A 26028-nucleotide genomic window follows, 5' to 3' on the forward strand; every position below is an offset into this window, starting at 1 on the left:
TACTCCTAGCAGTAGACAGAGCTGTCTGTGCGACGTGTGAAGCGTGAATCTGAAGCATAGCTAGTGTGTTCACAGACATCGCAGTACTCATTGATTCCGCACCCGCAAACTACTGTCTGTCGCGAGTGGATGCGCTGCGGAGCTGCACGCACTACATCCCCACCTACATGCGATTCGTTGGTCACGGTGTAAGTAGATCCTGCCGCGTTGATGAGCGCCTGGCGAATCTCCTCGTCTAGGAGGTCATGCGTATGCCCAAAGAGGATTGGCTGCCCAACGCGCTGACCGTCAACAAGATAGCCAACCATTCGGCGAAGGACGCCACCAGAGAAAGCATGCAACAATGAGTCAGCGACGAACGGAACACTGCTTCCAGTGGTTTCCGCCAGGGCCAGTACGAAAGAGACTGCCAAGGCACGTCGGGATGCTCCGTTAGCTAGGGCTAGCGGCTTTTCCTTTTGCCTATCGCGCGCATATGGTTCGTACTCGATGCTTGGACCTGTCGAGCCTGGAACAACGCGCACTCCGACTTCGCTGAAGTTGCTCTCGGAGGTTGCTCCGATTACCTTACGGAAGATGTCATTCATGACGCTGGACAGCTCGAGCACCTGCCGTGACTCGATCGCCTGGAGTGCTACTTCAAGTACTTTTCGAAGGTCATCAGCGGCGTCGGCAGCATCACGAAGCCCCTTTGAACGCTGTTCTCCAGTCTGTGCGGTCCGTAGACGCTCCCTAAGGCTGCGCACGTCGCTTGTGAGCTGGTTAAATTTTGCCTCAGCAATCCGGCAGTCGTCCGACAACTGGTCGCGAATGTGCTCGAGCGCAGCCACGTGGCTCCGGCGCTCTCTATAGACGGGTTCGCTCATCGCGCCAATAGCCTCGCGCTGCGCGTCGAGCGCTTCTAGTTTGGCATCGAGGCCGTTAGTAACCTCATCGAGTTCGGCCAGTTGATTCTGGCAATCTGTAACCTCAGCTTCCCACGCACGAGCACTCCGCCCGAGGGCAGAATTGCCAAGCTGGCGTGCAGCCTCGAGAGTGTGGCCTAGGAAATGTGCGTTCTGGTCAAGGCGCTCAGATTCTCGGTACCGCCGTTCGACCTCGTGCTCTCGCTCTGGATGCTCGTCAAAACGGATACCGCAGACGCACGTTCTGTCGCGCAGTAGGCGAGGCAAAAGGGTTAGCTCAGCCGGAGGAATCTTGCCGTCTCGATACAGGGGGTCAAGCGTGTCCACTACGGACTCGATCGCCGGCAGCATCAGGGAAGCAGCTACACGCTCATCCTGCTCGATCAAGTTACTAAGGCGGCTGATCACCTCAGCCCGGCGCTCGCGTGCGTTAGCCAGGGTATCTTTAACATCTGAGATACGAGTGGTTACCTCGGTCAGAGACGTCATTCGGGTGACGTCACTTTCGAGACGTCGTTTGGCATTACGCAGGTCATCTTGAGCAGCTGTCAACTGGGCCTGCAACCTTGCGTAGTTAGTATCAGCTTGATTTTTCTTCTCTTCCTGTTCCTCCAATTCGCTAGCCAGTTGTTGTTGGTTGACGTCGTGAGAAGTTCTTCCTGCTTGGCGAAGAAAGTCTGATCGTCGCTGTTCGAGTCGATCTATGGATCTACGTAGAGAGTCCACCCCTAGCAAGTTATAAATTGCCTGAGTTGTGCTACGACGCATCAGACTGTCATCATGCTCGCCCTCGGGACCACCAACGAAGCGCACGGCTTTGTCCGCATCAATGAAGAAGAAGTCGCGCAGCTCGGGACGAAAATACTTGTGCATCAAGAGCTCGAGGAGCTGATTGTCTGCGGCCCCCCAGTTTCCGTCCGCTTGTTTGAGTATCAGCGTTGTCTTTTCGTCGCGATACTCGACCTGGCCTCCAACTACTTCAGTAGTTGCTTCGCGTACCAGTTTGTAGTTGCTGAGTGCTCTACGACTACCTCTCGCCTCAAACCGAAGCTCGACTCGAGTGCTAATCGGCTCATCTTCGGCCCATACGGGTCGTATCGGGTGCATCACGTTGGGAACGGCCGGCAAACCTTCTTCGCCGTAGAGAACCCAGAGGAAGGCACGCATGAGGGTTGTCTTGCCGCACTCGTTCTCGCCACGAATGACCGTCAGGGGACGCGCCACGTCCGTCGAAAATGTAAGCTGGGTATCCGGGTACAGGGAAAAGTTGTGTACGACCAAGCTGAGAAAGCGGATCATCGACTTGCCCCATTCGTCGTGTGCCGGCCAATTTCCCGTGCCAGGGTGGTTATTACCTGGTCGTACTTCTGATTGATGTTGATCCTTTGTTCAATATGCTCGGCTGTGAGTACAAAGCATTCGATGGCAGCTTTGGCCAAAAGTTCACCATAGCCCGGAAACTTTTCGACCACCTCCTGTGCCGCAGTATGGACCTCCGAGCTAATCCGCTCGACATTTGACGTACCCTCATCATGATTAGCCGAAGTAGGCATGATGGATCTCCTGGATAGCTGCCAGAACGTCCTGAGCATTACGGGCGTATCGGCCGAATGCGCGGACTCGATCTAGCTCGCGGCTAATGGCCGCGAGAACGGAGTCTTCGTAGTTTATATTGGATGGCGGGGGTAGGGCCAACACATCTCGAATCGTGGCGTGTGTCTTTCCCGGAGCTTGACGAAGAATGCGGCCGCGTCGTTGTATCCACTCACGCTCGACAGTTGAGGATGAGAGCAAGATCGCTTCCCTCGCTTCGGGAATGTCTACGCCTTCGTCAAGCACTCTCTTCGCGATCAGGACCTCAATGTCCCCTTTAGCAAACGCAGCCAAGATGCCGGCGAGTCGCTTTTTATTACTCGACTCGGTTTGGGTGACACGCGAGAACGCGATTCCCCGACTATCGAGTAGCTGTGCTGCAGCTTCCATCTGCTCAGGATTTTTGGACGTGGTGTAGATGAGCAGATGGCGTAGTAGCGGCGTTCGGTTGATCACTTCTGCCAGGTGAGCAGTTTTTGCTTGAGCGTTTTCAAGGATCTCGCGCCTTCGAATAAGCCACGTTCTCAGTGCTGTGTCTCGCGCGTCAAAGCCCCCTGCTATGGCCACTCGTCGTGAAATTCGTTCGGAAAGCTGTCGGAAGGACTCGAGTTCGGTGTCGTCTAGGTGGACAACATCGAAGAAATAGTCGTAGGGAACGAGGCAGAAACCGATAGCTCGATCAAGTCCAAACTCATAGACCGTTTCCCCGAAATAACTGAGGAGTTCGCCAGTACCGTCCTCATCGTACTGGCGTACCGGAGTTGCAGACAGTCCGAGGCGCAGTTCAATGAAGTCGGGCACCATGTTAAGAAACGACGGTGTACCGAGGCTGTGGACTTCATCGCCCACAAGCATGATAGTGAGACCGGGGATGATGTCACGTGCGTGCCTTAGTGTTTCCAGGAATGATTTTCTGGTCAGTGCGTCATTTGTGACGACCAGGCACTCAAGTGCACCCGTTCGTGGAGATCGAAGGCGATGCAGCACGTTGCCGATCGTGTCACGGCCGGCATTCGTTCCAGGACCCGGGTTCATCGGGCTGAGCCCGAATCGCTCGCACTCTGAATTCCACTGCAGTACGAGTGCTGTTGTGGGGGCCGCGATAAGCAGCAGGAATGGACCATCATGTTCTTGCCAGGCGCGGTAAGCAGAGATCAGCGCTGTAATCGTCTTTCCAGCACCTGTTGCCATAGCCAGGACCCCTCGACGTCCAGCTGTTTCCCATGCATCAACAGCCTGGGCCTGGTGGCTGTACCGGCCTGAACGCCACTGTAGTTCAGGAGGGATAGTAAAGATCCGTCGAGCTATTGGGCGCGTCACGGTCGGCTCCGCCAGACGTGCGGCCCGCCGGTAGTCGGCCTCGTTGGGAGGGGCTGAGGGCGCCAGACGCAAGAGGTGTTCTCGAAGTGCGACAGGGAGTGGCACCGTGCGTTCGAGGACAGGGTCGTGTCCTGCTGCCCAGTCGTTGACCATTGACTCTGACGCTCGCACGCGGCTAGCGCTGACCCATGTGCAGTCAACATCCATGTGCTCGATTGCGGCTCCGTAGGCTCGGCCGGTTGCATTGGCCGAACCGCGCACAGCCACGCTGTCATGCCCATCGGAGAACAGCCACACCTTTGGGTGATAGTTCGCGCCGGGGACAGGGATAGCAATCGACAGGAAGAGGCGATTTGTAGCGACCATCCACGCCAAGCAGTCGATTGCGTGGTTCGCCAAGGCACCCGCATCGGGTCGGGACGCGAGCAGGATCTCTTCTTCGACTCGTCGCACAACCTCTTTAGGCGAGGCCACAGCACGCTCGACCGCGCCTCGCTCACTCGGGAAAAGTGCAGGGGCGATTGTGAACTCGATCGGCTGCACGTCGTCTCGCGCGAGAAATTGCGCCAGACCCGGGGCAAGGTTGTGTATCCATCCTGCGGTGAACCATCCGAATGCCCCCCGGACTGAAGTAGCCTGTCGAAAAGCGGGGACAAGAACGTCGGCCGCCAGGGGTTCGGTAGGGAGCCGATACAGTTGTGGCCGCAGCGTGGGTTCATCGCGGAGCATGGGGCGCCTCTTCCTGCAGTACCTATGCGGGGGGCGCACTCTGGCCACGCCCCGCAGGTGCTCCTGGCGTAGCCACGAGTGATGGGACGGCGTTGATGTGCGGTGTCGTCACCTACTGAGAGCTCCCCGACCTCGCAACCCATAGCTGCTCGAAATATCCATTGCGTGACCTCTACCCCCTTGGCGACATACGTCTGCTACGTCCCCACCTACCGAGAGTCTCGTGGTGCTGCGCTGAATACCTTAGACCCAGTGATCACCTGCGACGGAGCGTTCGTGCATCTTTGGTCGGTTCGGGCCCTGGTGGGCCTTCAGGCGCCCCTCTTACGCTCAGTTGCGAGTTGGGTGCGGGGATCGGTGCTGCCACGCAGGTGGGTGGTGGAGAGAACGCTCAGCTGGCTGATGCGCTCGCGTCGACTGGTGCGGGACTACGAGACACTGCCCGGCATGCACGAGGCCATGGTGCTGTGGTCCATGACCACGCTCATGAGCCGCCGCCTGGCCGGATGCCGACCGGGCGGCTTCAGCCGGCCGGCGTCCCGAGCGGGGTGAACACCCCCGGCCGCACCTGAAGCGCTGACCCCCGTTCCACCAGGCGTTTCGTCTTCGACCGCAGCCCCTCGACCTTCGCCGGAACCGCCTGAAGGACCGGGGGCACGGCCAGTTGCTGGCACCGCATGCCCTCCCAGGCCGCATCCGACTCCAGCACGGACATGATCCGCTGGTAGTCCGGAGGCAGGACCGTCGCTGTCATGCCCTCGGTCCGTGTGGGCACCACCGACCCCGCCACCGCACTCACCGCCGGCTCCGCGACCGCGACGGGCAGCTGGGCCAGCACCTCGGCCACCGTCACACGGGCATCCGCCAGACGCTGAAGTGCCCGTTCCGCCTCACCGAGGGCAGCTTCCACCCGCTCGGCCTCCTCCCGCAGCCGTGCCACCTCTTGTCGGACCTTCTTCTCCCGGGCCTCCAGCAGACCGAGCACCGACGGCACCAGCCACCTCCACAAGCGAGACGAGTAGACGAACCACCCCCATCTCTCCCGCCGGCAGCCAAAGTTCATGCCTATCCAGCGCAAATTAAACGATCACGTTCGGAAAGCGGATGGTGTCTTAAGCCAGGTTGTCTCACATATCGTCCAGCCGGTTCCGTAGCGTTTTGGGGAGGTGCGGATCCGCGTAAGCCGGGTCACCGGATCGGGCATCACGTAAGGTTCGGTGCTGTCGCATGCTGGCCTGTCCGTGGAATCAGGGGACGCCGATGACACAGCAGCTCTGGAGCAGCCAGAGGCATCAGACCGCCATCGGCCGTGTCGGCCTCTCCCTACCGGCCCGTCGCGCCGTCGGCGACCTCCAACTGGAACGCGACACGGGGGTACTGGACTACGGGTGTGGACGTGGCGGCGATGTTCGTGCACTGCAGCACCTCGGCCTTGATGCCGCAGGGTGGGACCCGGTGCACCTCCCGGACGGTCGGCGTGAGCCGGCCGAGGTGGTCTTTCTCACCTATGTCTTGAACGTAATTGAGGATCCCGCCGAACGACGCGAGACGCTCCTACGGGCATGGGACCTCGCCAAATCGGTGCTCGTGGTGTCCGCACGGCTGAGGTGGGAGCGCAGCCAGATCAAAGGCACGGATTACGGCGACGGCGTCCTCACTCAGCGCCGCACCTTCCAGCACCTTTACGCCGCCGGCGAGCTTCGCGACTACGTTGAGGAAGCCACCGGCGTCCGATGCGTGTCGGCGGCGCCCGGCATTGTCTATGCCTTCAAAGACGATGCGGCCCGCCTGAGTTACCTAGCGCGCCAGGTCACCCCTGACGGGGGATGGTTGGCGTCCGAGGACACCGCCTCGGCGATCACCTCGGTCGTCGCACATCTCGAACAGCGCGGCAGGATGCCTCAGCTTGAGGAAATGCCGCAGCCCATCATCAGTCTCCTCGGCCACCTGCGCTCCGTTGAACTCAAGCGCCTTGCCGAGCACGAAGCCGACCCCGTGAAGGTAGAACGAAGTGCCGAGCGCGGAGCCCTCGACACGCTGCTGTTCCTCGCGTTGGAGCTATTTCACGGCCGAGGTCCAGTAAGCAGTCTGCCCCTGCCGGTTCAACTGGACATCCGTGCCTTCTTCCCCTCGTACAGCGAGGCGTGCCAGCGAGCGGATCGCCTGCTGTTCAAGTTGCGCGACGACGCATACATCCGCCGAGCGATGAACGGATCGACCGCCGGCAAGTTCACCGCGACCGCCCTGTACGTTCACCGTCGCGCCCTCCACCGGATCCCCACCGTGCTGCGCCTGTACGAGCAATGCGCGAGCATCGCTGCCGGCCGTCCTGGCGAGTGGTCCGTCGTCAAGCTCCGCCACCAGGGCCGCGGCGTCAGCTGGCTCGACTATCCCGAGTTCGACACGGATCCCCACCCGCGCATTGCGGCCTCGTACGCTGTCGACCTGAAGACCCTCAAGTCCTCCTTCACCTCGTACGCGGACTCCACCAACCGTCCCCTCCTGCACCGGAAACACGAGTTCCTTGCCGAGGGTGATCCCGAGGTCCCCAAGTACCGGCGGCTTACCGAGGCCGAGGTGCGGGCCGGCTTGTACGAGAGTCCACACCTAATCGGCACGGAGGAGGGCTGGGAACGAGAACTCGTGCGTTGTGAACGCGAGTTGCGAGGCCATCGGCTCGTACGGCGGACCACCAGCGAGTGAGCGTGGTCCTGGCTCTCAGTTGCGGTGTGATTGGCAGTGGCCTGTGAGATGGTCCGCTCATGACGACCACCCGTATCGAAGGCACGACGCCGTCTGGACGGAGATGATGGAGGGGTGGCAGCTACACCAGGTCCCGTCTCGGCTAAGTGCGGGCAGCGCTCGAAGGATTCGTCCGACTGGCTACGCCCTGACGCCGCGGGCCCTGGACGGGCCATCGAGGCGGCTGAGCAGCAGCTGCAACACCACGCCGAAGCACGGCCGTTGCACGCACGCGAGGTCGCTGAGCACCTCTGCCCGCACAACCCATTCCGCGCAGCGAGCGCCAGAGCGTCGATCGCGGCAGGAGTTATTCAGGCCATTAACTTGCATGAGAAGGCAGTGCAGGGCCGTGCGGGCATCCCCGATCCGGTCGCCGACGCAGATGCGAAGATCCTCGCCGCTAGGCACGCTGACCTCTGCGCCGCCAAGGAAGGCTCTACGGTGCTACTAGGCATTCAGCTGCTGATGGCGGCGGCAGTGAACGAGAACCGCGTCGCCGTTTCGACGACAAGTACCTTATCGACGGCAAGTCGCTTTCAGACTGCGCCAGCGGTGGCCGCTGGGTGGACGAGGAAATGCCCTACAGCGATTACCTGGCTGTCTTTCATCTGAAGCCCGGCGAGCCCCCCGAGCTCTGACCGCTCCACACCCATTAGCCTGCGGCGGCCACTTGGGTGTCCTGGTGGAGGAACGATGGGCGGGCCGGAAGCTACGGCTTCCAAGCCCCGCCCATCGTGACCTGCGCGATGAACGTCAGGTCATGCACCAGCCGGAGTCACACGCCCCCTCGTCCTCGTCTCCTTCCTCATGGCTCTCCGCGGGAATGGCCTGAGTGAGAGGGACGCCGTACCTCGTGAGAAACACGGCATCCCGTCCGAGTGCGGCCCGGCGTTGGTTGATCGTCTCTTCCAGCCGAACCGATTGGGCGAACAACTCGGGCTCGTGCCTACGTTGATGGCACCAGGCGTCCACGGTACGGAAGGGGCAGAAAAAGCAGGAACTCTTGGGCGGCACCGGCAGGTCAGCCTCGATGATGATCCGCTCGCAGTCGTCTCTGCGTAGCCGGAGATCGAGCAGGGGGTACTCGATCACCTCATGAGCTTCCCGCCGCCGGCGGTTGGCGCGATGAATCTCGTCGAGCGATATACCGATGCCGACCGCCGCCGGCTCCTCCGTAGTGGCGCCGTGCTGCCTAAGCCATCGCCCGACCACCTTGATCTTGAAATCCGCCGTGCAGTTGCGGCGGCCAGGAGCGCCGTTTGCCATGCGGACTGGGATGGGGATCGACCGGGTGTCTGGCCGGTTCAGCCGCTGCATGAGCGTTTCGCTGGCCCCGTCGCGTCGGCGTCGCTTGACCTCGTGGATATCCACCCCCGCACGCACGGCGTACGGGATGGCGATCTCACGGACGTACGCGAGGGTCGCCGGATGCTCGCTGTCGTCCCCGACGTTGGCGAACAGGAAGGTGCGGAAGTCGATCTCTCTGCGAGCGGCCAGTACCAGGAGCGCTGTGCTCTGGACTCCGCCTCCGTAGGAAACGACCTTCATGGGAGAGGGAGTGGGCTCGCTGGACGCGACTTGGGGAGAGGAGGTCTGGGGATCGTCGTGATGATCTCTGTAGGCCTGCTGTAAGGCTGACATGTGAGAGACATTATGGATGTGCAGCGATGGAGGCAAGTGTTACTCTCATCATGGTGGACGCAGAGTCCACACAGGACGTGAGTGGGCGGGGGCCGGTTTTGAACGGTGGGCTACGGCCCGGGCTTGATGGTGACTGAATACCCCTGAGCCAGGACGGTCGCCAGAAACTCAGATGCGGCGCCGTGGTCAGCGCTGCTGAAGGTGCGTGCGGCAGGCGGTGACCGTCGAGGCGGGCGGGTCTCGGGGGCGCTCAGCCTTCGACCACGGGGCTTCTGAGGAGCGCGCTGTCCTGCACGGAGCACGGCGACTTCGGAGGCCACGATGGCTCGCTGCCGCTGTCGCGCGTCGTCCAGAATCGTCTCAAGAAGCCAGAGCGGAGAACCGGAGACGAACAGGTCAGCCTCGACGATCTTGTGCCGGTTTCGCCACCGAGAAATCGCCTGCGCGTCTTGGCCGAGCACGCGCGCTGTCTCCTGAATACCGACGACGACCGGGAGGTGCTCCTTGTCCTCTATGTCGTAGCCGAGAGGGATACCAGCCTTGTACGTCGCTAGCCGTTCTCGGTCGACTTTGCGGTCGCCTTTGCCGTCGAGACGCATGATCGTGTTCAGCAGCCAGTACGGGTTGCCCGATGCGATCAGATCGGGCTCGCCGAGCGTGCCCTCGGTCCGCCATCTTTGGGATGTCTGCCGCTCCACGTGGAAGAGGAAGGCAATCTCGGCGTGCCCGAGGAGCCACGGGACGCGTACCTCTGCCATGAGACGGCCTTCCCCATCACCCTGTGCTCGTGTTCGTCGGCGATGTGCTGGCAGGCTACGCCGTGGCTGTGATCTTAGGCGTGCTCTATGCCGGGCCGCAGCTCCCACGAGCCCACTTCGGTGTAGTACCGGCCGAAGTGCTGGAGCCAGGCCGCGAGCGTCTCGGTCGTTCTGCGCGCCTGCTCGTCTGTATCTCCTGTCCGCTCGGCAATGGCCCGCTGGAGCTCGATGTTGCTGAGACGCTGTTCTGCGGTCAACTGACCGAGTTCCGGGATCGCATGCAGGCGCGCCTCGACCTCGCTGTTGAATGCGTCTTCCGGGAGGCCGGCAGGAACATCGAGCATCGCCAGGTCTCGCACGATGCCGGCTTCGACCAGTGAAGTGAATCTTTGTCGCCCGCTGTAAAGGGCGTAGACGTTCGCCGGTCTCCTTGTCTCCGGGAACCAATACGGGGCTGCTTCGTCCTCAGACGGCGGAGTGACGCGCTCGCTTCTCAGGAGTTCTGCCTGCTGCCGTACGAGGGCTGCCGCGTGGGGCGTGGCGATGGTCGAGCGGGTGTTGATCTGGCCGAGGACGCGCTGTACTTCGGGGTGGTCGATCGGCACCTCCAGCAGAAGTTCCACGTTGGCGTTCGGTACGCGTCCAGTGGCTTTGCCGGTCAGGTTGGCAGAGCCGACCAGACAGCGGCCGTCGGCACGGTAGAGCTTGGCGTGGAGGGACGGACACAAGGCAAAGGATATGCGTTCGTCGCTCTGGGCAGCTTCGACGATCTCCGGGTCCGAGACCCCGGCGGCTACCTCCGCCGGGGTCCAGCGCGTGACACACGTGATCTTCTGGACGGAGGACGGCACCGCCGCGATGGTCTCCTCGAAGATCGCCTTCTTGATGAAGGGGGCGATGATGACCACCTCCTCGGCCGCGTCTTCCATCAGGTCCGCGATCTGCTGCCAGACATGGTCCGGCTGCGTCACTCCTCTTCGCTCCCGTCCTCGATGAAGTCACGGGCGTACCGGCCCCAGTCGCTTCGGGCATCCGCGATGACCCGGCGAGCCTTCTTGTTGGGGATCTCGTCCTCCATCCGCGCCCAAGAGAAGATGAGCAGCTTGAAGGTCTCCGTCGCACGGGCGAGCCGCTGGCGGAGCTCTGCGTCGTTGGCGTCCTCCGGCACGTCCTCAAGAACCGCCATCAGCTTGCTGTGCAGCGGGTGTTCCGTGTTGAAGGACACCTGGAGCATGCCGGCAAGCAGGTCGATGTTGAAGAAGGCGGATGAGTCCTGGGGGCTGGAGATCCAGCGGACGCGCCAGTCGTTCTCCAGGGCCTCGTCGACCAGGGTCTGGGCGGTGTCCTCGTCGACATGGTGTCTCTCGGTCAGCGCGGTCAGCTGCTCCTGGCGTTTGTGGGCTTCCGTCGCCTCCTCTGCGAGGAGGTCGGTCGTACCGGTGTACCCGTCCTCCTGCCGGCGCTTGACGGCGTCCGTGGCCTTGGAGGTGACGTCCTGGTCGTACCGCTTCTTGCCCTTCCGGCCGCCCAGCGTCTGCTGCTTCAGCTTCTTGCGCATCTTGCCCAGGAGACCCTTGAGGTACTGGGCGAGGTCGATCAGCGGCAGCCGGGGGTCGCCGAGTTCCCGCAAACGGTCCTTGAACTGCTTGGGCGTCTCGTCGGGGTCCTGCTCAGCCGACCAGTCGAAGTCGGCGAGTGACGAGAACACGACGGCCGTCTGCTTGTTATTGGTGACGCCGAACACCTCGTCGAGCTCGGGTGGGAAGTCCACCTCGACGCCCCACCACCGCTCCACGGGGTCGTAACCGATTGCCCACGAGGTATCGAGGTCGAGTTCGCGCCCCTTTCGGACGAGCGAGACGCCGATGTTCCGACGAGCGTGCTGCCCCCACTTCTGGGCACCAGCGTCCCGGTTCGGGTTGGCATCGTCGGGCCACGGATGGCCGGAGACATCGGAACGGCGGGCTTCAGGCCGGGCGATGGAGGCGCGCACCGTTACGGTGTGCTGTGTGCCATCGACCGTGATGGGATAGCGGTAGACCCCGGGCTCCGCCTCGTTGCCCATGGGGAAAGGCTCGAACATGGGGGTGCTGCTGAACGGCGCGGGCGTTCCGGTCTTCGCCATGAGGTACAGAGGATCATTGGGTTCGGCGTAGTAGGCGCCGTTGTTTCCTTCGAGGACCTTCCCGTCGCGAACGGGCGCCATCTTGATGTCCACAGAGCCATCGTTCAAGTAGTGCCGGTACACACGGCCGATCAATTCGGCGGTGTTACGCAGGGTGGCGCCAGCACTGTGCCACTTGACGCGGTCCAGGTTCGTCCAGACGACGAGGGTGCCGCTGGTGCCCAGAGGCACCTCGCTCAGGTCGTCCCAATACTCCGGCACACGGCGCGGTACGGGGTCGGGAACCTCGTCCTGGCCCTTGGTGATCTCGTCCAGGTCAAGGTAGGTGTACAGAGCGTTCGCAGCGCCGTTCTTCCACGACCAGACCTCGACCTTGGTGCACTGGGACATGCTGGAGTTGGGCAAGCCCATGCCGAAGCGGCCGATTCGGCTGCGGTCGTCGCCGAGACCGTCTCCGTATTTCAGGGCGCGGCGCAGGAGTTGGCTGTCCATGCCCTTGCCGTCGTCGAGGACGGCGATCTTGTCGACCCGGTACCTGGTCTGGGCGGCACCCTCGATAGGGCTCTCGCAGGCGAAGACCTGTACCAGCGTGGCTTCCGCGTCAATGCTGTTGTCGATCAACTCGGCGAGCGCGTAGGCGGTGTTCTTGTAGCCGCTGTCGCGCATGGCCTTGACGGTCAGCGAAGGGCTGACGATCCGGTAGTTGTTTCCTTCGCCGGTCACGCTGTCTCCCATACATCTTCCCAGTTGGTGAATGCTTCGGCGACGTCGCCGAACCCGGGGAGCTCCGGGTCGACGACGGTGACGATCTCGCAGGTTTCGGTTCCGCCGGCCTTGGGGCCGCGGATGACCCGGCCGACCATCTGGCTATAGAGCACGAGGGACTTGGTCGGCCGGGCGATGACGGCGGCGCTTGCTGCCGGCGCGTCGAAGCCCGTGGTCAGGACTCCGAAGTTGCACAGGATCATCGGGCGCCGCGCCGCGCTCTTGAACCGACGGATGGCGTCGCTTCGGTGCCGCGGCGAGGACTCGCCGGTCACGCATACCGCGTCGAGGCTAGCCGCGGACAGCACGGAGGCGATGAGTCGGCAGTGCTGCACCGATGCCGCGAACACGAGGATGCGGCGGTGCTGCTTCTCAAGCAGCTCCATGATTGTCTGGACGACCTTGAGGTTCCACTGCTCGTCCTTCGCGAGCTCGGCGATGATGCTGTCCGGGATCTCGAACGCTCGCGCCAGGCTCTGCTGATCCCGGGCCGACAGGTGCATGCCGGCTTCCGCGGCCACCGTGCGCATGATCGGTTTGGCCAGGTAGCCCTGGTCGATAAGGGCTGTCACGGGATTCGTGTAGCCCTCGATCTCCAGCATGACCTTCTGACGAGAGAAGAAGTCGGCGAGTTCTTCGTCCTTGGCGATGTCCGCCCAGGTGCGGCCCGGGGTCGCGGTGAGGCCCAGCAGACCGGAGTCGTGACGTACTGTCAGGTCGTCCACTACGCCCTGAAACGTGGGGGCGATGATCTGATGTGCCTCGTCGAACACCGTCAGAGTGGTGCGGGCGGCCAGGGTGCGCAGGAACTGCGGGTCCGACTTGGCGGTTGAGACCGCCTTCTCCAGCCCAAGGACGACCAGTCCGTCGGTTACGTCCGCAAGGTCCGGGGAAGCGCTGCCCCACACGCGGAGGACCGGCAGGGGACGGTCGCCGACCTTGCTCCAGGCGCGCTCGAACTCGGCCGCGGCCTGCTCCAGCAACTCCTGCCCGTGGGCCAGCCACACCACCAGGGCGGGCCCGTGCTGTCGCAGGTGGTCGCAGATCATGCTCATGCCGGTTCGCGTCTTGCCCACGCCCGTCGGCAGGTGGAGCACGGCCCTGCGGGGGCCGTCGTACAGCAGCTCCTTGACCCGGCGCGCCGCGCGGAGCTGATGGGGGAACAGGGCGTAGTCGGGTGTCGTCTCCCGCTTGAGGGAGGGCAGTTGGGGCTGTGCGCGCTCGACCGTGAAGCCGAAGAACTCCAGAAGTTCCCTGCGCTCGTCAGGCGTCCACTTCAGCGCCTGTAGGCACTCCAGCGGCTGCCCCTCGTCCAGCGCCCCGAGCCGTTGCGCCAGTTCCGCCTGCTTGGGCCCGGGAACGAGGGCGAGCAGTACGGCGCGCTCATCCTCGTCCGCGACCAGGAGCTCGGCGTCGATCGCGATCGCGGCGACGGCTCGCAACCGCTCATCACCCGCCGCGCCTCCTTCGATGAGGTCGAGGAGGCCGCACAGCTCCTTGCCGAGGTGCCGGCGGATGTAGTCCATGGGGGCGTTTGCCAGGACTGCCTCGAAGGGCATTCCCGGTGACCACGTCGTCACAGCCTCACCCGACCGATGCGGCTGACGGCAAGCCGTGAGCCGCTCGCACAGGACCGACCACCATCGTGAAGTTCCTCCCCCAGCTCGCCGCACACCAAGCAGCGCTTCAACGTGCAGATACTGCGGCGTTGCAGCGTGCGGACCACAGTAAACGGGACCACTGGCCACAGGAACACCATCAGACTAAAAGCCCAGTCGGGGACGGCAATTGCCCAGACAACTGCCCGACTTCCCGGCCGTGAGACAGATCTTTCAGCATGCGGCTTGCGCGTGAGGCGCGGAATATAGAACATTCATTCGGTAAATGGCTTGAGACACCACGCGTGCGAGTGATTCAAAGAGTGGATCTAGGCTCGCGGCTAGGATCACGGCGAGCTCCTGGTGGAACCCCGGATGCGGGGCGAGGTTTCCACCAGCAGTACATTGGTGTGCGACACGAGCGAGACGGGGTGGCAGACGATGAGTGAGCCGAATAGGCCTGATGCGTCCTATTTTGACTACAATGCCACCGCTCCGATCCGGCCTGAGGCCCTCGCAGCCGTCGTCGAGGCCATGCAATCAGTCGGCAACGCCTCAAGCATGCACCACCCCGGACGGCAGGCGGCTCATCGAGTCGACGTCGCCCGCCGGCAGCTAGCCGACCTCCTCGATTGCTCGCCCGGCGAGATCATCTTCACCTCTGGGGCGACAGAAGCGAACAATTTGGCCCTGCGGGCCGCGTTCACCGCGGGAAGCCCTCTGGTCACAAGCCCTGTTGAGCATCCGGCTGTGCTGGAGACAGCCCGCGCGGTCACCGCCGGGAGCCCCGAGGATCTTGTGCTCCTACCGGTCGGCGGCGACGGCCTGGTGGATCTGGACGCCCTGGCACAGGTCTTTGCCGCGCGTCGTGGGGGAGTGGTCTCCCTGATGGCGGCGAACAACGAGACCGGTGTCCTCACCGATCTCCGCATCGTGGCCAAGGCGGCCCGTGAAGCCGGTGCACTCGTCCACACAGACGCCACGCAGCTCATCGGCCGCCTCCCCGCGGACGTCGCTGAACTCGACGTCGACCTTTTGTCTCTGTCGGCCCACAAGTTCGGCGGACCGCAGGGAGTTGGTGCCCTGTATGTGCGGCGTGGGTCCCCCCTCCCGCACAGGCCGCTCCTCGTGGGCGGTGGACAGGAGCGGGGCTGGCGCGCGGGCACGCTGAACGTGGCAGGGATCATCGGCATGGGAGCAGCGGCCGCGGCCGCGGCGCGCGGCCTCGGCGAGGAGGCCGAGCGGGTCACAGCCATGCGTGACCGCCTTGAGTGCCTGGTCGCCGGCGCCCTGCCCGACTGCCGTATCAACGGCCGTCGCGATCAGCGCCTGCCCGGCGTGATGAGCATTACTTTCCCGGGGGTGCCTGCGGACGCGGTCCTGGCAGCCATGCCCGACGTCGCTGCCTCGGAGGGCAGCGCGTGCGCGTCCGGCGCTCCGACCCCGAGCCACGTGCTCCTGGCGATGGGGCTGTCTCGAGCGGACGCCGACAGCACGATCCGCTTCTCGCTGGGCTACGCCACCACGGATGCCGAGATCGAGCACGCCGCGCAGGCCGTCAAACGCGCCGTGACGCAGGTTCGCGCCGCGATGGCCGAAGCCGACGGTCTCCACTGACCGTTACCCCGTTACCACCTCGTTAGAGCAATCGCATTGGACACAGAGAGGTCCCGGATGTCAGACAGCCGGCTTGGGGAAGCCGCCCTTTTTGCCTTCGCGCGACACGAAACGTTCGCGCCCCGCTTCGGCTGGCTGCACAAGGCATACATGCAGGTCAAACGGGATCAGGGTGCGTTCCTCGCGGCTGATGCCCCCGTGCGGTTCGGTGTGGGCAAGAACATGGTCAACGCCATGCGCTACTGGTCGCGGGCGTTCAAGCTGACCCGTGAGCACTCGCCCACGAAGGGCACACAGGCCAAGTTCTCCTATCCCACCTGGGAGGCACGCTGGCTCCTCGATGAGGACGGAGCGGACCCGTATCTGGAGGAGAACGGCAGCCTGTGGCTGCTGCACTGGTGGCTGGTGTCGTACCGTCCCGGGGCTAAGAGCCACGCGCCGGCCTGGTACACGGCCTTCCACCTCGCGCCATTCTCCCGGTTCACGGTCGCCGACATGACGCAGGTGGTCACCCGGCATGTGAACTTCTCCTACGACAAAAGCCCGGAGGAGGCGTCGATCGTCAAGGACATCGAGTGCCTCACCAAGATGTACGCGCGTAGCGCCCCAGAGAAGGCGGGCTCGCCGGGCAGCTACGAGGACCTGCTTGCCTGCCCCTTCCGCGACCTTGACCTGCTCACCTTTGTCGGGACGCGCGGAAATGCCGAGTGGCAGTTCACCAGCGGGCACCGCACCTCGCTGCCCGCCCGGGTCCTGGCCTATGCCTGCCTCGACTACGCCGCCAAGTTCTCCCGTCAGGCCAACTCGATCTCCGTGGCCCGCCTCGCCAACGAGCCGGGCTCCCCGGGGCGCGCCTTCCGCGTCCGGGAGAACGAGATCGTCATCGCCCTGCAGAAGGTCGCCGCGGACCACCCGCAGCTCAACCTCACCGAGGCCGTGGGGCAGCGCAGCCTCGCCTTCACGGCCGACCCCTTCGAGCTGGCTTGGGAAGTACTCGACGAGCAGTACGACTTCGTCACCCGCCGCCCCGGCTTCCCCACCCGTGAGGAATGGGCCGCCAAGTTCCCTAAGCTCGCCGATGCCGAGCAGAAGGAACTCGCGATGAAGGCTACGGACGCCACTGACACGGACGACACCACCGACACACTCTTTGCCAAGGAGACCGCGTGACCACCGCAACCCCCACGCGGACCCCGAGCAGCCCGGCGAGCTCCGCCCCGGAGTTCCCCGCTGGCATCGAACTCGTCGGCTCCCAGATGCGTTCGACCAACCTCGAGCGCGACGTCGAGGACGCGCTGCACGACCCCTATGTCGGCGCCCGGGCCGTCGACGTCCTGGAACGCATCGCGAGTGCACTGGCGGACCAACGCCGCACCCGCGCCTGGTCGTTCACCGGCCCCTACGGCTCCGGCAAGTCAACCCTCTCCAACATCATCGACGCTCTGCTGGGGCGGGATGTCAAACGGCGCAGCGAGGCCGAGTGCATCCTCGAAGAGGCCAGCCCCGCCCTCGCTCAGCGCCTTGCCGCAGCCCGCGATGCCATCGCTCCTGAGGGATTCCTCGGCGGCGTGGCCACCGCACGCCGCGAATCCGTCGTCGCCACCCTCTCCCGCGCCCTGCACACAGCGGCGGCGCGACGCTGGGGCAAGCGCGTCCCGAAGGCCGTCGCCACCGCCCTGGAGGCGTGCGCCGACCCGGACCGGGCCGGGGCCAAGGAAGTTCTCGGCGCTGTCACGGCTCTGACGGCGGACGGGCAGCAGCCTCTGCTCCTCGTCATCGACGAGTTCGGCAAGACGCTGGAACACCTGGCCGGCCACAACGAGTTCGCCGACGCCCAGCACGACCTTTTCCTGCTGCAGGAACTCGCAGAGAAGGCGGCTGGCCCCAACGGGCTGCCCGTCTACCTGATGACCTTGCAGCACCTGTCGTTCATGGACTACGCCTCACGTTCCAGCGAACTAAAGACTCGCGAATGGGCCAAGATCCAGGGACGCTTCGAAGACATCACCTTCGTTCCCCACCACGGCGACTCCCTGCACCTGCTGCGCCGCCGCCTCGACCGCTCGGTCGTCAACTCTGCGGGGCAGGCCCTGATCAACGCCTCCGCCGAGGCATCCGCGAACCTCTGGACCCAGCACGGTCTCGGCGTTCTCGCCGAACTCGGCCCCGACCACTTTGCCGACCTTTACCCGCTGCACCCCATCACCGCCCTGGCTGCGCCGATCCTTGCCGCCCAGATCGGCCAGCACGACCGCAGCCTTTCGGGCTTCCTCAACAGCGGGGAGCCCAACACCATCCGCCACTCGCTGGCCCAGTACAGCAACGAGAAGGCGGAGCACGCCAGCACGGTGCGGTTGCCGCAGCTGTACGACTACTTCCTCAACTCCGGGCGCACGACCCTGCTCGCCTCCGCCAACGCAAGCCGGTGGATCGAGGTCGACTCACGCATCCGGGACGCCAACGGCCTCCCCGATGCAGACCAGGACGTATTGAAGACCATCGGCGTCCTCAACCTGATCGACTCCGATGGGGCCCTCAGCGCCACCGCGCCGATGATCCACTTTGCCCTCCACGACCCCACCGACGTCGCTGACCCCGACGCCTTCACGGCACTCGAAGAGCGGCTCGCCGCCCTCGTGAGCCGGGGCTTCGTAGTCCATCGTGAGTTCAGCGGCGAGTACCGGGTCTGGCAGGGCACGGACGTTGACATCGACGGTCGGCTCAAGGAGATCATCAGCCACTTCGACGACGCCGCGGTCATCGACCGGCTCAGCAGCCTCATCCCCCAGGCATTCGTGGCCAGCCGCCACAGCCAGATCACCGGCATGATGCGCGTGTTCTACACAGCGGTCAGCGGCCCGGAGACCAAGAGCGTCGCTGCCCCGGACGAGCTGAGGGAGCCTGCCGACGGCCTCGTCGTCTTCCACCTCGGCACCGATGCCGACCGGCCCACCGTCCACTCACCCCTGCCGGTACTCGTCGGCACTACCGCCGACGCCGACGTGGTGCTGACCACGGCCACCTATCTCGTCGCGCTCAAGGAGCTCAGCAACCAGCAGGACATCGACCACGTCGCCCGGCGGGAAGTCATCGAGCGGCTAGTGCAGGCCGAGGCCGAAATGCTGGAGCTGCTGCAGGACGCCTTCTACCCGCCGTCCTCCCAAGCGTCCTGGAGTCTGTGGCACACCGGGATTGCCCCTGGCGAAGAACCCGCCGCCTCCGGCCTGACGGCCCGCAGCTTGAGCGGCCTGGTCTCCCTCGCCTGTGAATCGGTGTACCCGCACACCCCGCACATCCGCAACGAGATGCTCGGCCGCCACGTCCTGACCAGCCAGGCCGCCCAGGCCCGCGGAATACTGCTGACGGCCATGCTCTCCGCCTCGGGCGAGGAAAACCTCGGCCTCCCCGGGTACAGGGCAGAACGAGCCATCTACCACGGTGTCCTCGCCTACCTCGGCCTGCACCGCGAGAACGGGGAGACACAGGCCGAGAGTCAGCAAGAGAGCCTGCTCCCGTACGGCTTCTCCCCGCCCGGCGAGGGCCATGAGCACGCCCAGCCCGCCTGGAACGCCCTCAACGAGGCACTGTCCGGGGCCACCGAGCGGGTCAGCGTGGAAGAGGTCATCCGCGTCCTGATGAGCCCGCCCTTCGGGCTTAAGGCCGGCGTGGTCCCAGTCTTCCTGATCCCGGCCCTGATCATTCGCCGCCACGACGTCGGCCTGTTCGAGGAAGGCACCTACCTACCCCGGCTGACCATCGACGTCGTTGAGCGCCTCGTCAAGGGCCCGGCACGTTTCTCGGTGAAGTACACGCCGGCCGGAGACGGCCAGCGTGGCAGCATCATCAAGAAGCTCATGGTCTCGCTCGGCGTGGAGGCACCGCGCTCCAAGGCCCTGCGCAACCCCGACCTCCTCTCCGTGGCCAGCGCCCTGATCATGCGCGTGGCCGACCTGCACAAGTACGCCCGCACCACCAGGAACATTTCCGCCGACGCCCGCACCGTGCGGACCACGATCACCCGGGCCCTGGACCCCGACGACCTGGTCTTCCACGCACTGCCGAAGGCCCTCGGCCTGCCCGAGATCCCGGCCCGCACCCGCACCAACGCGGAAGCAGCGAACGCCTACGTCGAACGGCTCGCCGCGGCGGCGGACGAACTCGTCGCTATCGACAGCAAACTGCGCGCCCAGGTCGTGCACGTTCTCGCCAAGGAGTTCCGCCTGCCAGCGGAACTGCCCGAGCTGCGCGCACAACTCGCAGCCCGGCTGCGCGGCTTCGCCGACGCGGTACTGACCCCGGAACTGCGCGGCTTCGTCGACTTTGTCCTCAGCGACGACCTTGAGGACGACGATTGGCTCGAACCCATCGTCGTACGCCTGACCAACTCCGCCCTCGGCGACTGGGACGACCACGAGGCCAAGGTCTTCCCACAGAAGGCCCGGTCAATGGCCGCCGCCCTCGACCGCGTCGGACACCTGCACCACGCCGGGAACGAGGTCCGCGGAAGGGAAGAGAAACTCGACGCACAGTTGTTGACCTTGACCGACAGCGCCGGCGTGGAACAACGCACCCTGATCTACGTGCCGGAACAGGCCCGCAGCGAGGCTAACAGCCTCGCCGCCGACGTCTTGAAGCAGGCCGAGAAGGCTCTCGGACCGGACGGAGCAAGGATCCTGCTCGCGGCCCTCGCCCAGCGCGTAACTGATGCCGCAACAGCAGCGAGTGGAAGGAAGGCACAGGGATGACCGAAGGAGCCGACACCCAGAAAGTCCGGCACGTGCTCGGTATCTCCGGCGGCAAGGACTCCTCAGCGCTCGCCGTCTACATGCGCAATCGAGTCCCGGAGATGGAGTACTTCTTCTGCGACACGGGTGCCGAGTTGCCCGAGACCTACGAGTACCTAAACCGCCTGGAGGCCGCCCTCGGCAAGTCCATCGTGCGGCTGAACGCCGACCGGGACTTCGACCACTGGATGGAGGTCTACCAGGGCACCCTGCCCAGCCCCCAGATGCGCTGGTGCACGAAGAACCTCAAGATCAAGCCCCTGGAAGACTGGGTCGGCGACGACAAGGTCATCTCCTACGTCGCTATCCGCGCCGACGAGAACCGCCTCGGCTACGTCAGCACGAAGCCGAACATCGATGCCGTCTTCCCCTTCCGTGAGGACGGCATCGACAAGGACGGCGTCACGCGCATCCTCGACGAGGCCGGCATCGGCCTACCTGACTACTACGAGTGGCGCACACGCTCCGGCTGCTACTTCTGCTTCTTCCAGCGCAAGCATGAGTGGGTCGGGCTCAAGGAACGCCATCCGGACCTGTTCGACCGTGCCGTGGAGTACGAGGAGAAGGTCCGCTATCGGCACACCGCAATGAAGGGCCGCAACTACACCTGGTCGCAAGGCGAATCCCTCCCAGAGCTCATAGAGCGCAAGGAGGAGATCGAGGCCAAGCACCAGGCGGCCCTGGATCGCGCCGCTAAGCGCATCAAGCCCAACCGTCCACTCCTGGAAGTCCTCTCAGACGCACTCGACTCCGACGACGACGAGGCTGGCTGCTCCGTCTGCCACCTCTGATGCCTCGCTGCACGCACGGTGGCCTTAGTAACCCGCTAGGTGTGCTGTTCGGGGACGTTGGTGACGGTCGACACGCTTTAAGCGGTCCTTGAATGGGGCTGAGGGCCTCTCGGTTTGGTGTGGATTGGACATCTACGACCGGACTCCGGGAGGCCCTTGTTCTCCCACCGTAATGCCCCGCTGACCCCGACTGGCAGGCCGCGTCTGGTCCGGTGTGTCGTGGACGACGCCTGCACGACCGCTCCAGCCGCCCGCACGATTCGGCCCGCGCCGACCGCGCATCTGTCACCGTCTTCCCCAAGGTGCAAGCTGTCCGACCCGCAACTGAGCGACACCATCCCCGCACCAGCAAGTCCCTCTTTCCAGGGGCGTGCGGGCCAGTGTGCACCAGGCCTACACACCCCGGCGAGGCGAGGCTAACCTGTCGCATGGTCAGTGTCTTGATTCACGGATCGCTCATGGCCTCATCTGGGATCACGGGCGCGGGGATTCTCCGAGCGATTGAAGAGTACGACCGGCTCGGACCCGAGGCGTTTCGTTTCGTGCTGCCTACGGCTACGGCGCGGCAGCAATGTACCTACTCGTTTACGAGGGGCGGCAGCACGGCTCCAGAACCATAGTCGGCGTTGCCCACCTGTACGACTTCTTGCTTAGCGCTCAAGCCCGCATCCCCAAAGCTCAGCAGTGGCCTCAAGTACGCGGTGACATGGCTTAGACGAGGGTTTCATTGTCGTGGATACGCCCAAAACGTTTTACCGACGTGTGGGAGACATGCGGCCAGCACGTCGCGCGGCTGGCACAGCGTTGCACCGGCCCGTGCTTCTCCTATGGGCAATCGGACAGGCTGTGGCCGGCGCCCCACGCATGCAATCATGGTCGGCGACGCGCGACGCCCTGGCCCCGCTCTTGGAGAAATACGCCCAGGTCGATAACGGCGCGGACGGCGCGCGATACCCATTTTGGGCACTCAAGCACGATGACTTGTGGATCTTGGGCCGTGCAGAGGACCTCATCCTCACCAGCCGCAAGCGACGCCCCACTCCGGAGTCTTTGGACCAGGTCAACCCCGTCGGCGGTCTCCGTGAAAACGACTACGCTCGGCTGCGATCGCAGCCTGAAACAGCAGCCTCTACCGCAGCCAGCCTCATCCTGCGCTACTTCTATCCGCTTCCTCCCGACCTGCTGAAGGACTTCGGGCTGCACGAACTGCTCGCCGGCCGGTGGGCCGACGCACTAAGCCCAAAACCAGGCGAGAGCTTTAAGGACCACGACGCCATCTTGCGCGCCTACGGCAGCCAGAAGATGGCGAGGATCGGCTGCCTTGCTGATGGCATCCTGAGCGCCTTCTCGGACGAGAAGGGGCCGTACGACGACAGCCGCATCCCGGACACGAACTGGATCGCCTACGTGGGAGACGGGCTCTCGGGCGACCAGGAGATCACCGATGGCAACAAGCTGATGGCCGAATACCAGATCGCGAGACGCCCTCTCCGCTTCTGGCACAAGCCGTACCAAGGACCGTTCAGCTTCGAGAGCTGGGCGGTCATCGTTCAACGCCGGTTGCGGTGGGGGGTCGGAAAAGACAAGAAGTGGCGACGGGAGTTCCTCTGGGTTCTCGCCCCCGTGCCCTCTCCGGAGCGCGAGACCTGGTCCGCTGAAGCATTGGAAGCATTGGACGCTGATACAGGCGCTCTGCATGACGACACCGGCACCTACCGCCCAAGCGACGTGGACCCCCAACTACAAGACGCCTCAGAGAGCGATAGGGACGCGTACCGGCGCCTGGCACAGAACGCGGAAGCCAACGCCAACCGCCGAGGACAACTGAAAAAATCGTCACTCGCCGACCGCTTCGTCCGCGACCCCAGCGCACGAGCAGCAGTCCTGCGCCGCTGCAAAGACAGCTGCGAGAGTCCCCGGTGCGACGGCCATCCCAAAGAGCGCACAACAGCGGGCAAGTCAATCTTGCAGGTCGACCACGTTCAAGATCTGGCCAGGGGCGGACCTGACGTCCCCTGGAACATGATCGCCCTGTGTCCCAACTGCCACGCGCTCAAGACCTACGGCGTCAACAAAGAGGAACTTCGTTGTCTCCTCGCTGCTACTGCAAGGCAACTGCACACAGAGGCCCTTCTCTAACCCCCAAGTGCCGTCCGAGCCGTTCGACCACGGTGCGGTCGAACGGCTGCCCCGCCTGCGCCCGCTGTTCATCGCCTGGCAGCCTTACGGCGGGCTCCATTCACCGCCTACGACCTGCGGCGTTCCGAGTACCGCCCTCTGCCGGGGGACACCTGGGGGACCAGAGCCAGGTCAAGGGGCCTGCAAAGGGATACATGGGCGGGCGATGAGCACCTCTTTAGGAGAGAGGCTGAGCGATCTGCGGGCCGAGCTGCGGCTTCGCCGACCGAGGAAGCGAGCGGCTACTCGACCGTGTGGCACCGGTGTTGACTGTGGCTGACCTCTGCATCCGGCACGGTTGTGGCACGAACCTCAGCCGACGACAGTTAGCCCACGACGGTGGTGCGCCGACCGACGACGCACGCGTATGTCTCGCTGCACCCCCACTGCGCTTAGCCACGCTACCGACTTGCGTCGTCGGCCAGAGCAGGCCGCGACGACGGCGCGAGATCCCTCAACTGTGGACGCTGTGATCATTTCAGCTTGGGCCTGTCCCTAGAGGGCTAGTGGTAGCGGGATTCCAGCAGGGAGGTGTGCGCTTGAATCGTCCGTTACGCGGACAACACAGAGGAAGGCGAGTACCCTCAGATCATCAACGCTTATGGAGGGTTATCGGTGTCTACTAAGCAGACCGAGTTGGCAATCCAGAACGCTCTGGCCGACCGCTTGGGAGCCATCGAGCCCGGAATGAGGCTGATTAAGGAGAACTATCACCTTCAGAACAGTGCCGGTACGCGTGGCTTCGTGGATATCCTCGCTCGCGATCGTCACGGCATCTTCGTTCCGATCGAAGTGAAAAAATCCGACAACACCGCCCGGGAGGCAATTCACGAAGTTTTGAAATACTGTGAACTCCTGCGACGGGAGCGCGGGATGCGGGTCGATCAAGTCAGAGCGGTGATTGCCAGTACCGACTGGAAAGAGCTCATCGTTCCGTTTAGCGAGATAAGTCGATCGAGTGTGTACCCCATTACGGGGGTGAAGATTGATGTCGGGTCAGATTTCCCTGCCTCTATGACAGTAGAGCCTGTCACGCCGTTGCCAGTGCCGAACGAAAGGGATCTCTCTGTAGCCGCAATCCGAATGCCCATCGTAAACCGATCTGATGCTGACGAGAAATGGGATTCACTTACTAGGTCATTGGTGAAGGTGGGGATCGAGGATCTAATTGGTGTCCTTGCTGTGAGGCCTCATGATGAGACGGGAATCCTCCATGTAGCCCTTGGTGTGGCGGATGCTAATGACCCCAGGTTGCCGGATTCCGATGAGGACGAAGGGCTTGAGGAGCCGGAATTGCATGCGGCTGAGTATCGTGCAGCTTGCGCTGCCGGGTTTGAGCATCCAGAGGCTGAAGTTACAGTCCCCGAGAAGCTAACTCGATACATGCAAACAAACTCACTGGAGGTCGCTCACGTATATCGCGCGGGAAGCTTTGAAGAGTGGCGTGATCTCATTGATGATTCCGAAGCGGCTGCAATGGCTCAGCACGCTGCTGGTTGGAATCAAGTGCTCTTGCGGTCGTCCGCTAACACTTCTCATTCTCTCGCATGGGGGCGGTTCCGTGCGCGCATCGATTATGTCCTTGAAGGTAACCCAGATTGGACACAGGTGTTGAGCCTATGGCTTGACGAAGTGGAACAGCAAGGGAAGAGCCTTGACGTAGTTTTGCAAGTGTATAATCCCGCCGACTTCTTGACCTCCCTCATTCATGGCTTTGGCGGAGATTTGCGCTCATTGGTTCCCGAAATTTCTGGGGCTGTTGACGCCACGGGAGACGAGGGCAAGCTGATTCATGGCCTTCTGACATGGGACGGGAGGCCAATCAACGACTTGTGGCAAGCCATTCATATTGCCTATCCCACCGTAACTCACTGGGGAATGGCAAGGGCGCTTGTGGGAGCCTACGAGACGGATATGGACCTGTTGAGGTCTCTTGGGTTGAAATACTCCTTGTTTGAATTCCTTCCGGGTGATTCCGCTCTTCCGAGTCAACTGATTGTGGAGGAGGGCAATTTGCGGCGAATCCCGGGCGGCGCAGATGGGGTCTCGTGGCCGGGGGTTCGGCCTCTTCAGGAGCTTCTGCAGCATGTTGACTTCGGGCCCGTCGTCGAGTCCTTCCGCCAGTGCATGACTCCGGTGGACGGCGGCGACCAATGGATAGTGAGTGGTTAGCGAGACCTCTGACGCTCTACTTGAGATTCAGTGTTGAAGCTCTTCGCTGATATCAGGGGTAATTGATTGCTCTGAGCGCGGCACGGGCGCCGGCCGGGCTGGAGCGGGACGGAGGCAGGAGCGCAGGCCCGGCCGGGGGCCGGGCCGCGCGCGGTGAGCGGAGCGAGCCGCCTTGAACCCGTGAAGAAAGTTGTTACTCAGGTGTCGTCTGGGATGTGTCCGGTCCCGGTAGATGCTTGACACTTCGGTCCCAGCTGATGGTTGACAGTGGCCGTGATCGGCTTTTCTGTGCGCGTCGTTGCGGCGTGTG

At 63.6% G+C, this 26028-nt stretch carries 16 protein-coding genes and 1 pseudogene; 8 read left to right on the forward strand and 9 right to left on the reverse strand.

Going from position 1 to position 26028, the window contains the following annotated elements:
- Positions 1–5 precede the first annotated feature (5 nt).
- From AB0924_RS09955 to AB0924_RS09965, 3 genes are read right to left on the reverse strand one after another with little or no spacing between them, the layout of a single operon-like run.
- Positions 6–2204 (reverse strand): AAA family ATPase, encoded by a 2199-nt coding sequence (locus tag AB0924_RS09955; protein WP_366911100.1) that lies wholly within the window; start codon positions 2202–2204, stop codon positions 6–8.
- A complete protein-coding gene (locus AB0924_RS09960) occupies positions 2201–2458 on the reverse strand; it encodes a hypothetical protein (RefSeq protein WP_366911101.1) in 258 nt (85 codons plus the stop codon). The genes AB0924_RS09955 and AB0924_RS09960 overlap by 4 nt, the downstream gene beginning before the upstream one ends.
- Complete coding sequence (locus AB0924_RS09965; protein WP_366911102.1) at positions 2442–4547, reverse strand: DEAD/DEAH box helicase family protein; 2106 nt, start codon at positions 4545–4547, stop codon at positions 2442–2444. Before AB0924_RS09965 ends, AB0924_RS09960 begins: the two co-directional genes overlap by 17 nt.
- A 348-nt stretch (positions 4548–4895) precedes the next feature.
- Here AB0924_RS09965 and AB0924_RS09970 point away from each other — a divergent pair.
- Positions 4896–5099, forward strand: a pseudogene (locus AB0924_RS09970) (hypothetical protein); the annotation flags it as partial.
- Here the strand turns inward: AB0924_RS09970 and AB0924_RS09975 are convergent.
- Positions 5071–5541 carry a hypothetical protein gene (locus AB0924_RS09975; RefSeq protein WP_366911103.1) on the reverse strand — a complete coding sequence of 157 codons (471 nt, stop codon included), beginning with the start codon at positions 5539–5541 and terminating at the stop codon, positions 5071–5073. The pseudogene AB0924_RS09970 and the gene AB0924_RS09975 overlap by 29 nt on opposite strands.
- Positions 5542–5807: 266 nt before the next feature.
- Between AB0924_RS09975 and AB0924_RS09980 the strand changes: the two genes are divergently transcribed.
- Positions 5808–7250 (forward strand): DNA phosphorothioation-associated putative methyltransferase, encoded by a 1443-nt coding sequence (locus AB0924_RS09980; RefSeq protein ID WP_366911104.1) that lies wholly within the window; start codon positions 5808–5810, stop codon positions 7248–7250.
- Between the two features lie 792 nt (positions 7251–8042).
- Here AB0924_RS09980 and AB0924_RS09985 read toward each other — a convergent pair.
- From AB0924_RS09985 to AB0924_RS10005, 5 genes are all read right to left on the reverse strand, one after another.
- Positions 8043–8837, reverse strand: a complete 795-nt coding sequence (locus AB0924_RS09985; protein WP_366911124.1) for a phosphoadenosine phosphosulfate reductase — start codon at positions 8835–8837, stop codon at positions 8043–8045.
- A gap of 203 nt (positions 8838–9040) precedes the next feature.
- A complete protein-coding gene (locus AB0924_RS09990; protein ID WP_366911105.1) occupies positions 9041–9688 on the reverse strand; it encodes a hypothetical protein in 648 nt (215 codons plus the stop codon).
- Between the two features lie 74 nt (positions 9689–9762).
- A complete protein-coding gene (locus tag AB0924_RS09995) occupies positions 9763–10659 on the reverse strand; it encodes a phospholipase D family protein (protein ID WP_366911106.1) in 897 nt (298 codons plus the stop codon).
- Positions 10656–12536, reverse strand: a complete 1881-nt coding sequence (locus AB0924_RS10000; protein ID WP_366911107.1) for an ATP-binding protein — start codon at positions 12534–12536, stop codon at positions 10656–10658. The genes AB0924_RS09995 and AB0924_RS10000 overlap by 4 nt, the downstream gene beginning before the upstream one ends.
- The gene (locus tag AB0924_RS10005) at positions 12533–14326 is read right to left on the reverse strand and encodes a DEAD/DEAH box helicase family protein (protein ID WP_366911108.1); all 1794 of its coding nucleotides are present in this window, start codon (positions 14324–14326) and stop codon (positions 12533–12535) included. The genes AB0924_RS10000 and AB0924_RS10005 overlap by 4 nt, the downstream gene beginning before the upstream one ends.
- Before the next feature lie 291 nt (positions 14327–14617).
- Here AB0924_RS10005 and AB0924_RS10010 point away from each other — a divergent pair, with 291 nt between their 5' ends.
- From AB0924_RS10010 to AB0924_RS10035, 6 genes are all read left to right on the forward strand, one after another.
- On the forward strand, positions 14618–15793 hold the full coding sequence (locus tag AB0924_RS10010) for a cysteine desulfurase family protein (RefSeq protein WP_366911109.1): 1176 nt from the start codon (positions 14618–14620) through the stop codon (positions 15791–15793).
- Positions 15794–15850: 57 nt separating this feature from the next.
- Positions 15851–16963 carry a DUF4007 family protein gene (locus AB0924_RS10015; RefSeq protein ID WP_366911110.1) on the forward strand — a complete coding sequence of 371 codons (1113 nt, stop codon included), beginning with the start codon at positions 15851–15853 and terminating at the stop codon, positions 16961–16963.
- Positions 16960–20538, forward strand: a complete 3579-nt coding sequence (locus tag AB0924_RS10020) for an ATP-binding protein (RefSeq protein WP_366911111.1) — start codon at positions 16960–16962, stop codon at positions 20536–20538. The genes AB0924_RS10015 and AB0924_RS10020 overlap by 4 nt, the downstream gene beginning before the upstream one ends.
- Positions 20535–21368 carry a phosphoadenosine phosphosulfate reductase family protein gene (locus AB0924_RS10025; protein ID WP_366911112.1) on the forward strand — a complete coding sequence of 278 codons (834 nt, stop codon included), beginning with the start codon at positions 20535–20537 and terminating at the stop codon, positions 21366–21368. Before AB0924_RS10020 ends, AB0924_RS10025 begins: the two co-directional genes overlap by 4 nt.
- 864 nt (positions 21369–22232) lie before the next feature.
- Entirely contained in the window at positions 22233–23507 is a 1275-nt protein-coding gene (locus AB0924_RS10030; protein ID WP_366911113.1) for an HNH endonuclease signature motif containing protein, read from the forward strand.
- A gap of 654 nt (positions 23508–24161) precedes the next feature.
- A complete protein-coding gene (locus AB0924_RS10035; protein ID WP_366911114.1) occupies positions 24162–25718 on the forward strand; it encodes an endonuclease NucS domain-containing protein in 1557 nt (518 codons plus the stop codon).
- The last annotated feature ends 310 nt before the right edge of the window (positions 25719–26028 follow it).

The organism is Streptomyces sp. NPDC047869 (assembly GCF_040704065.1).
Classification (GTDB): domain Bacteria; phylum Actinomycetota; class Actinomycetes; order Streptomycetales; family Streptomycetaceae; genus Streptomyces.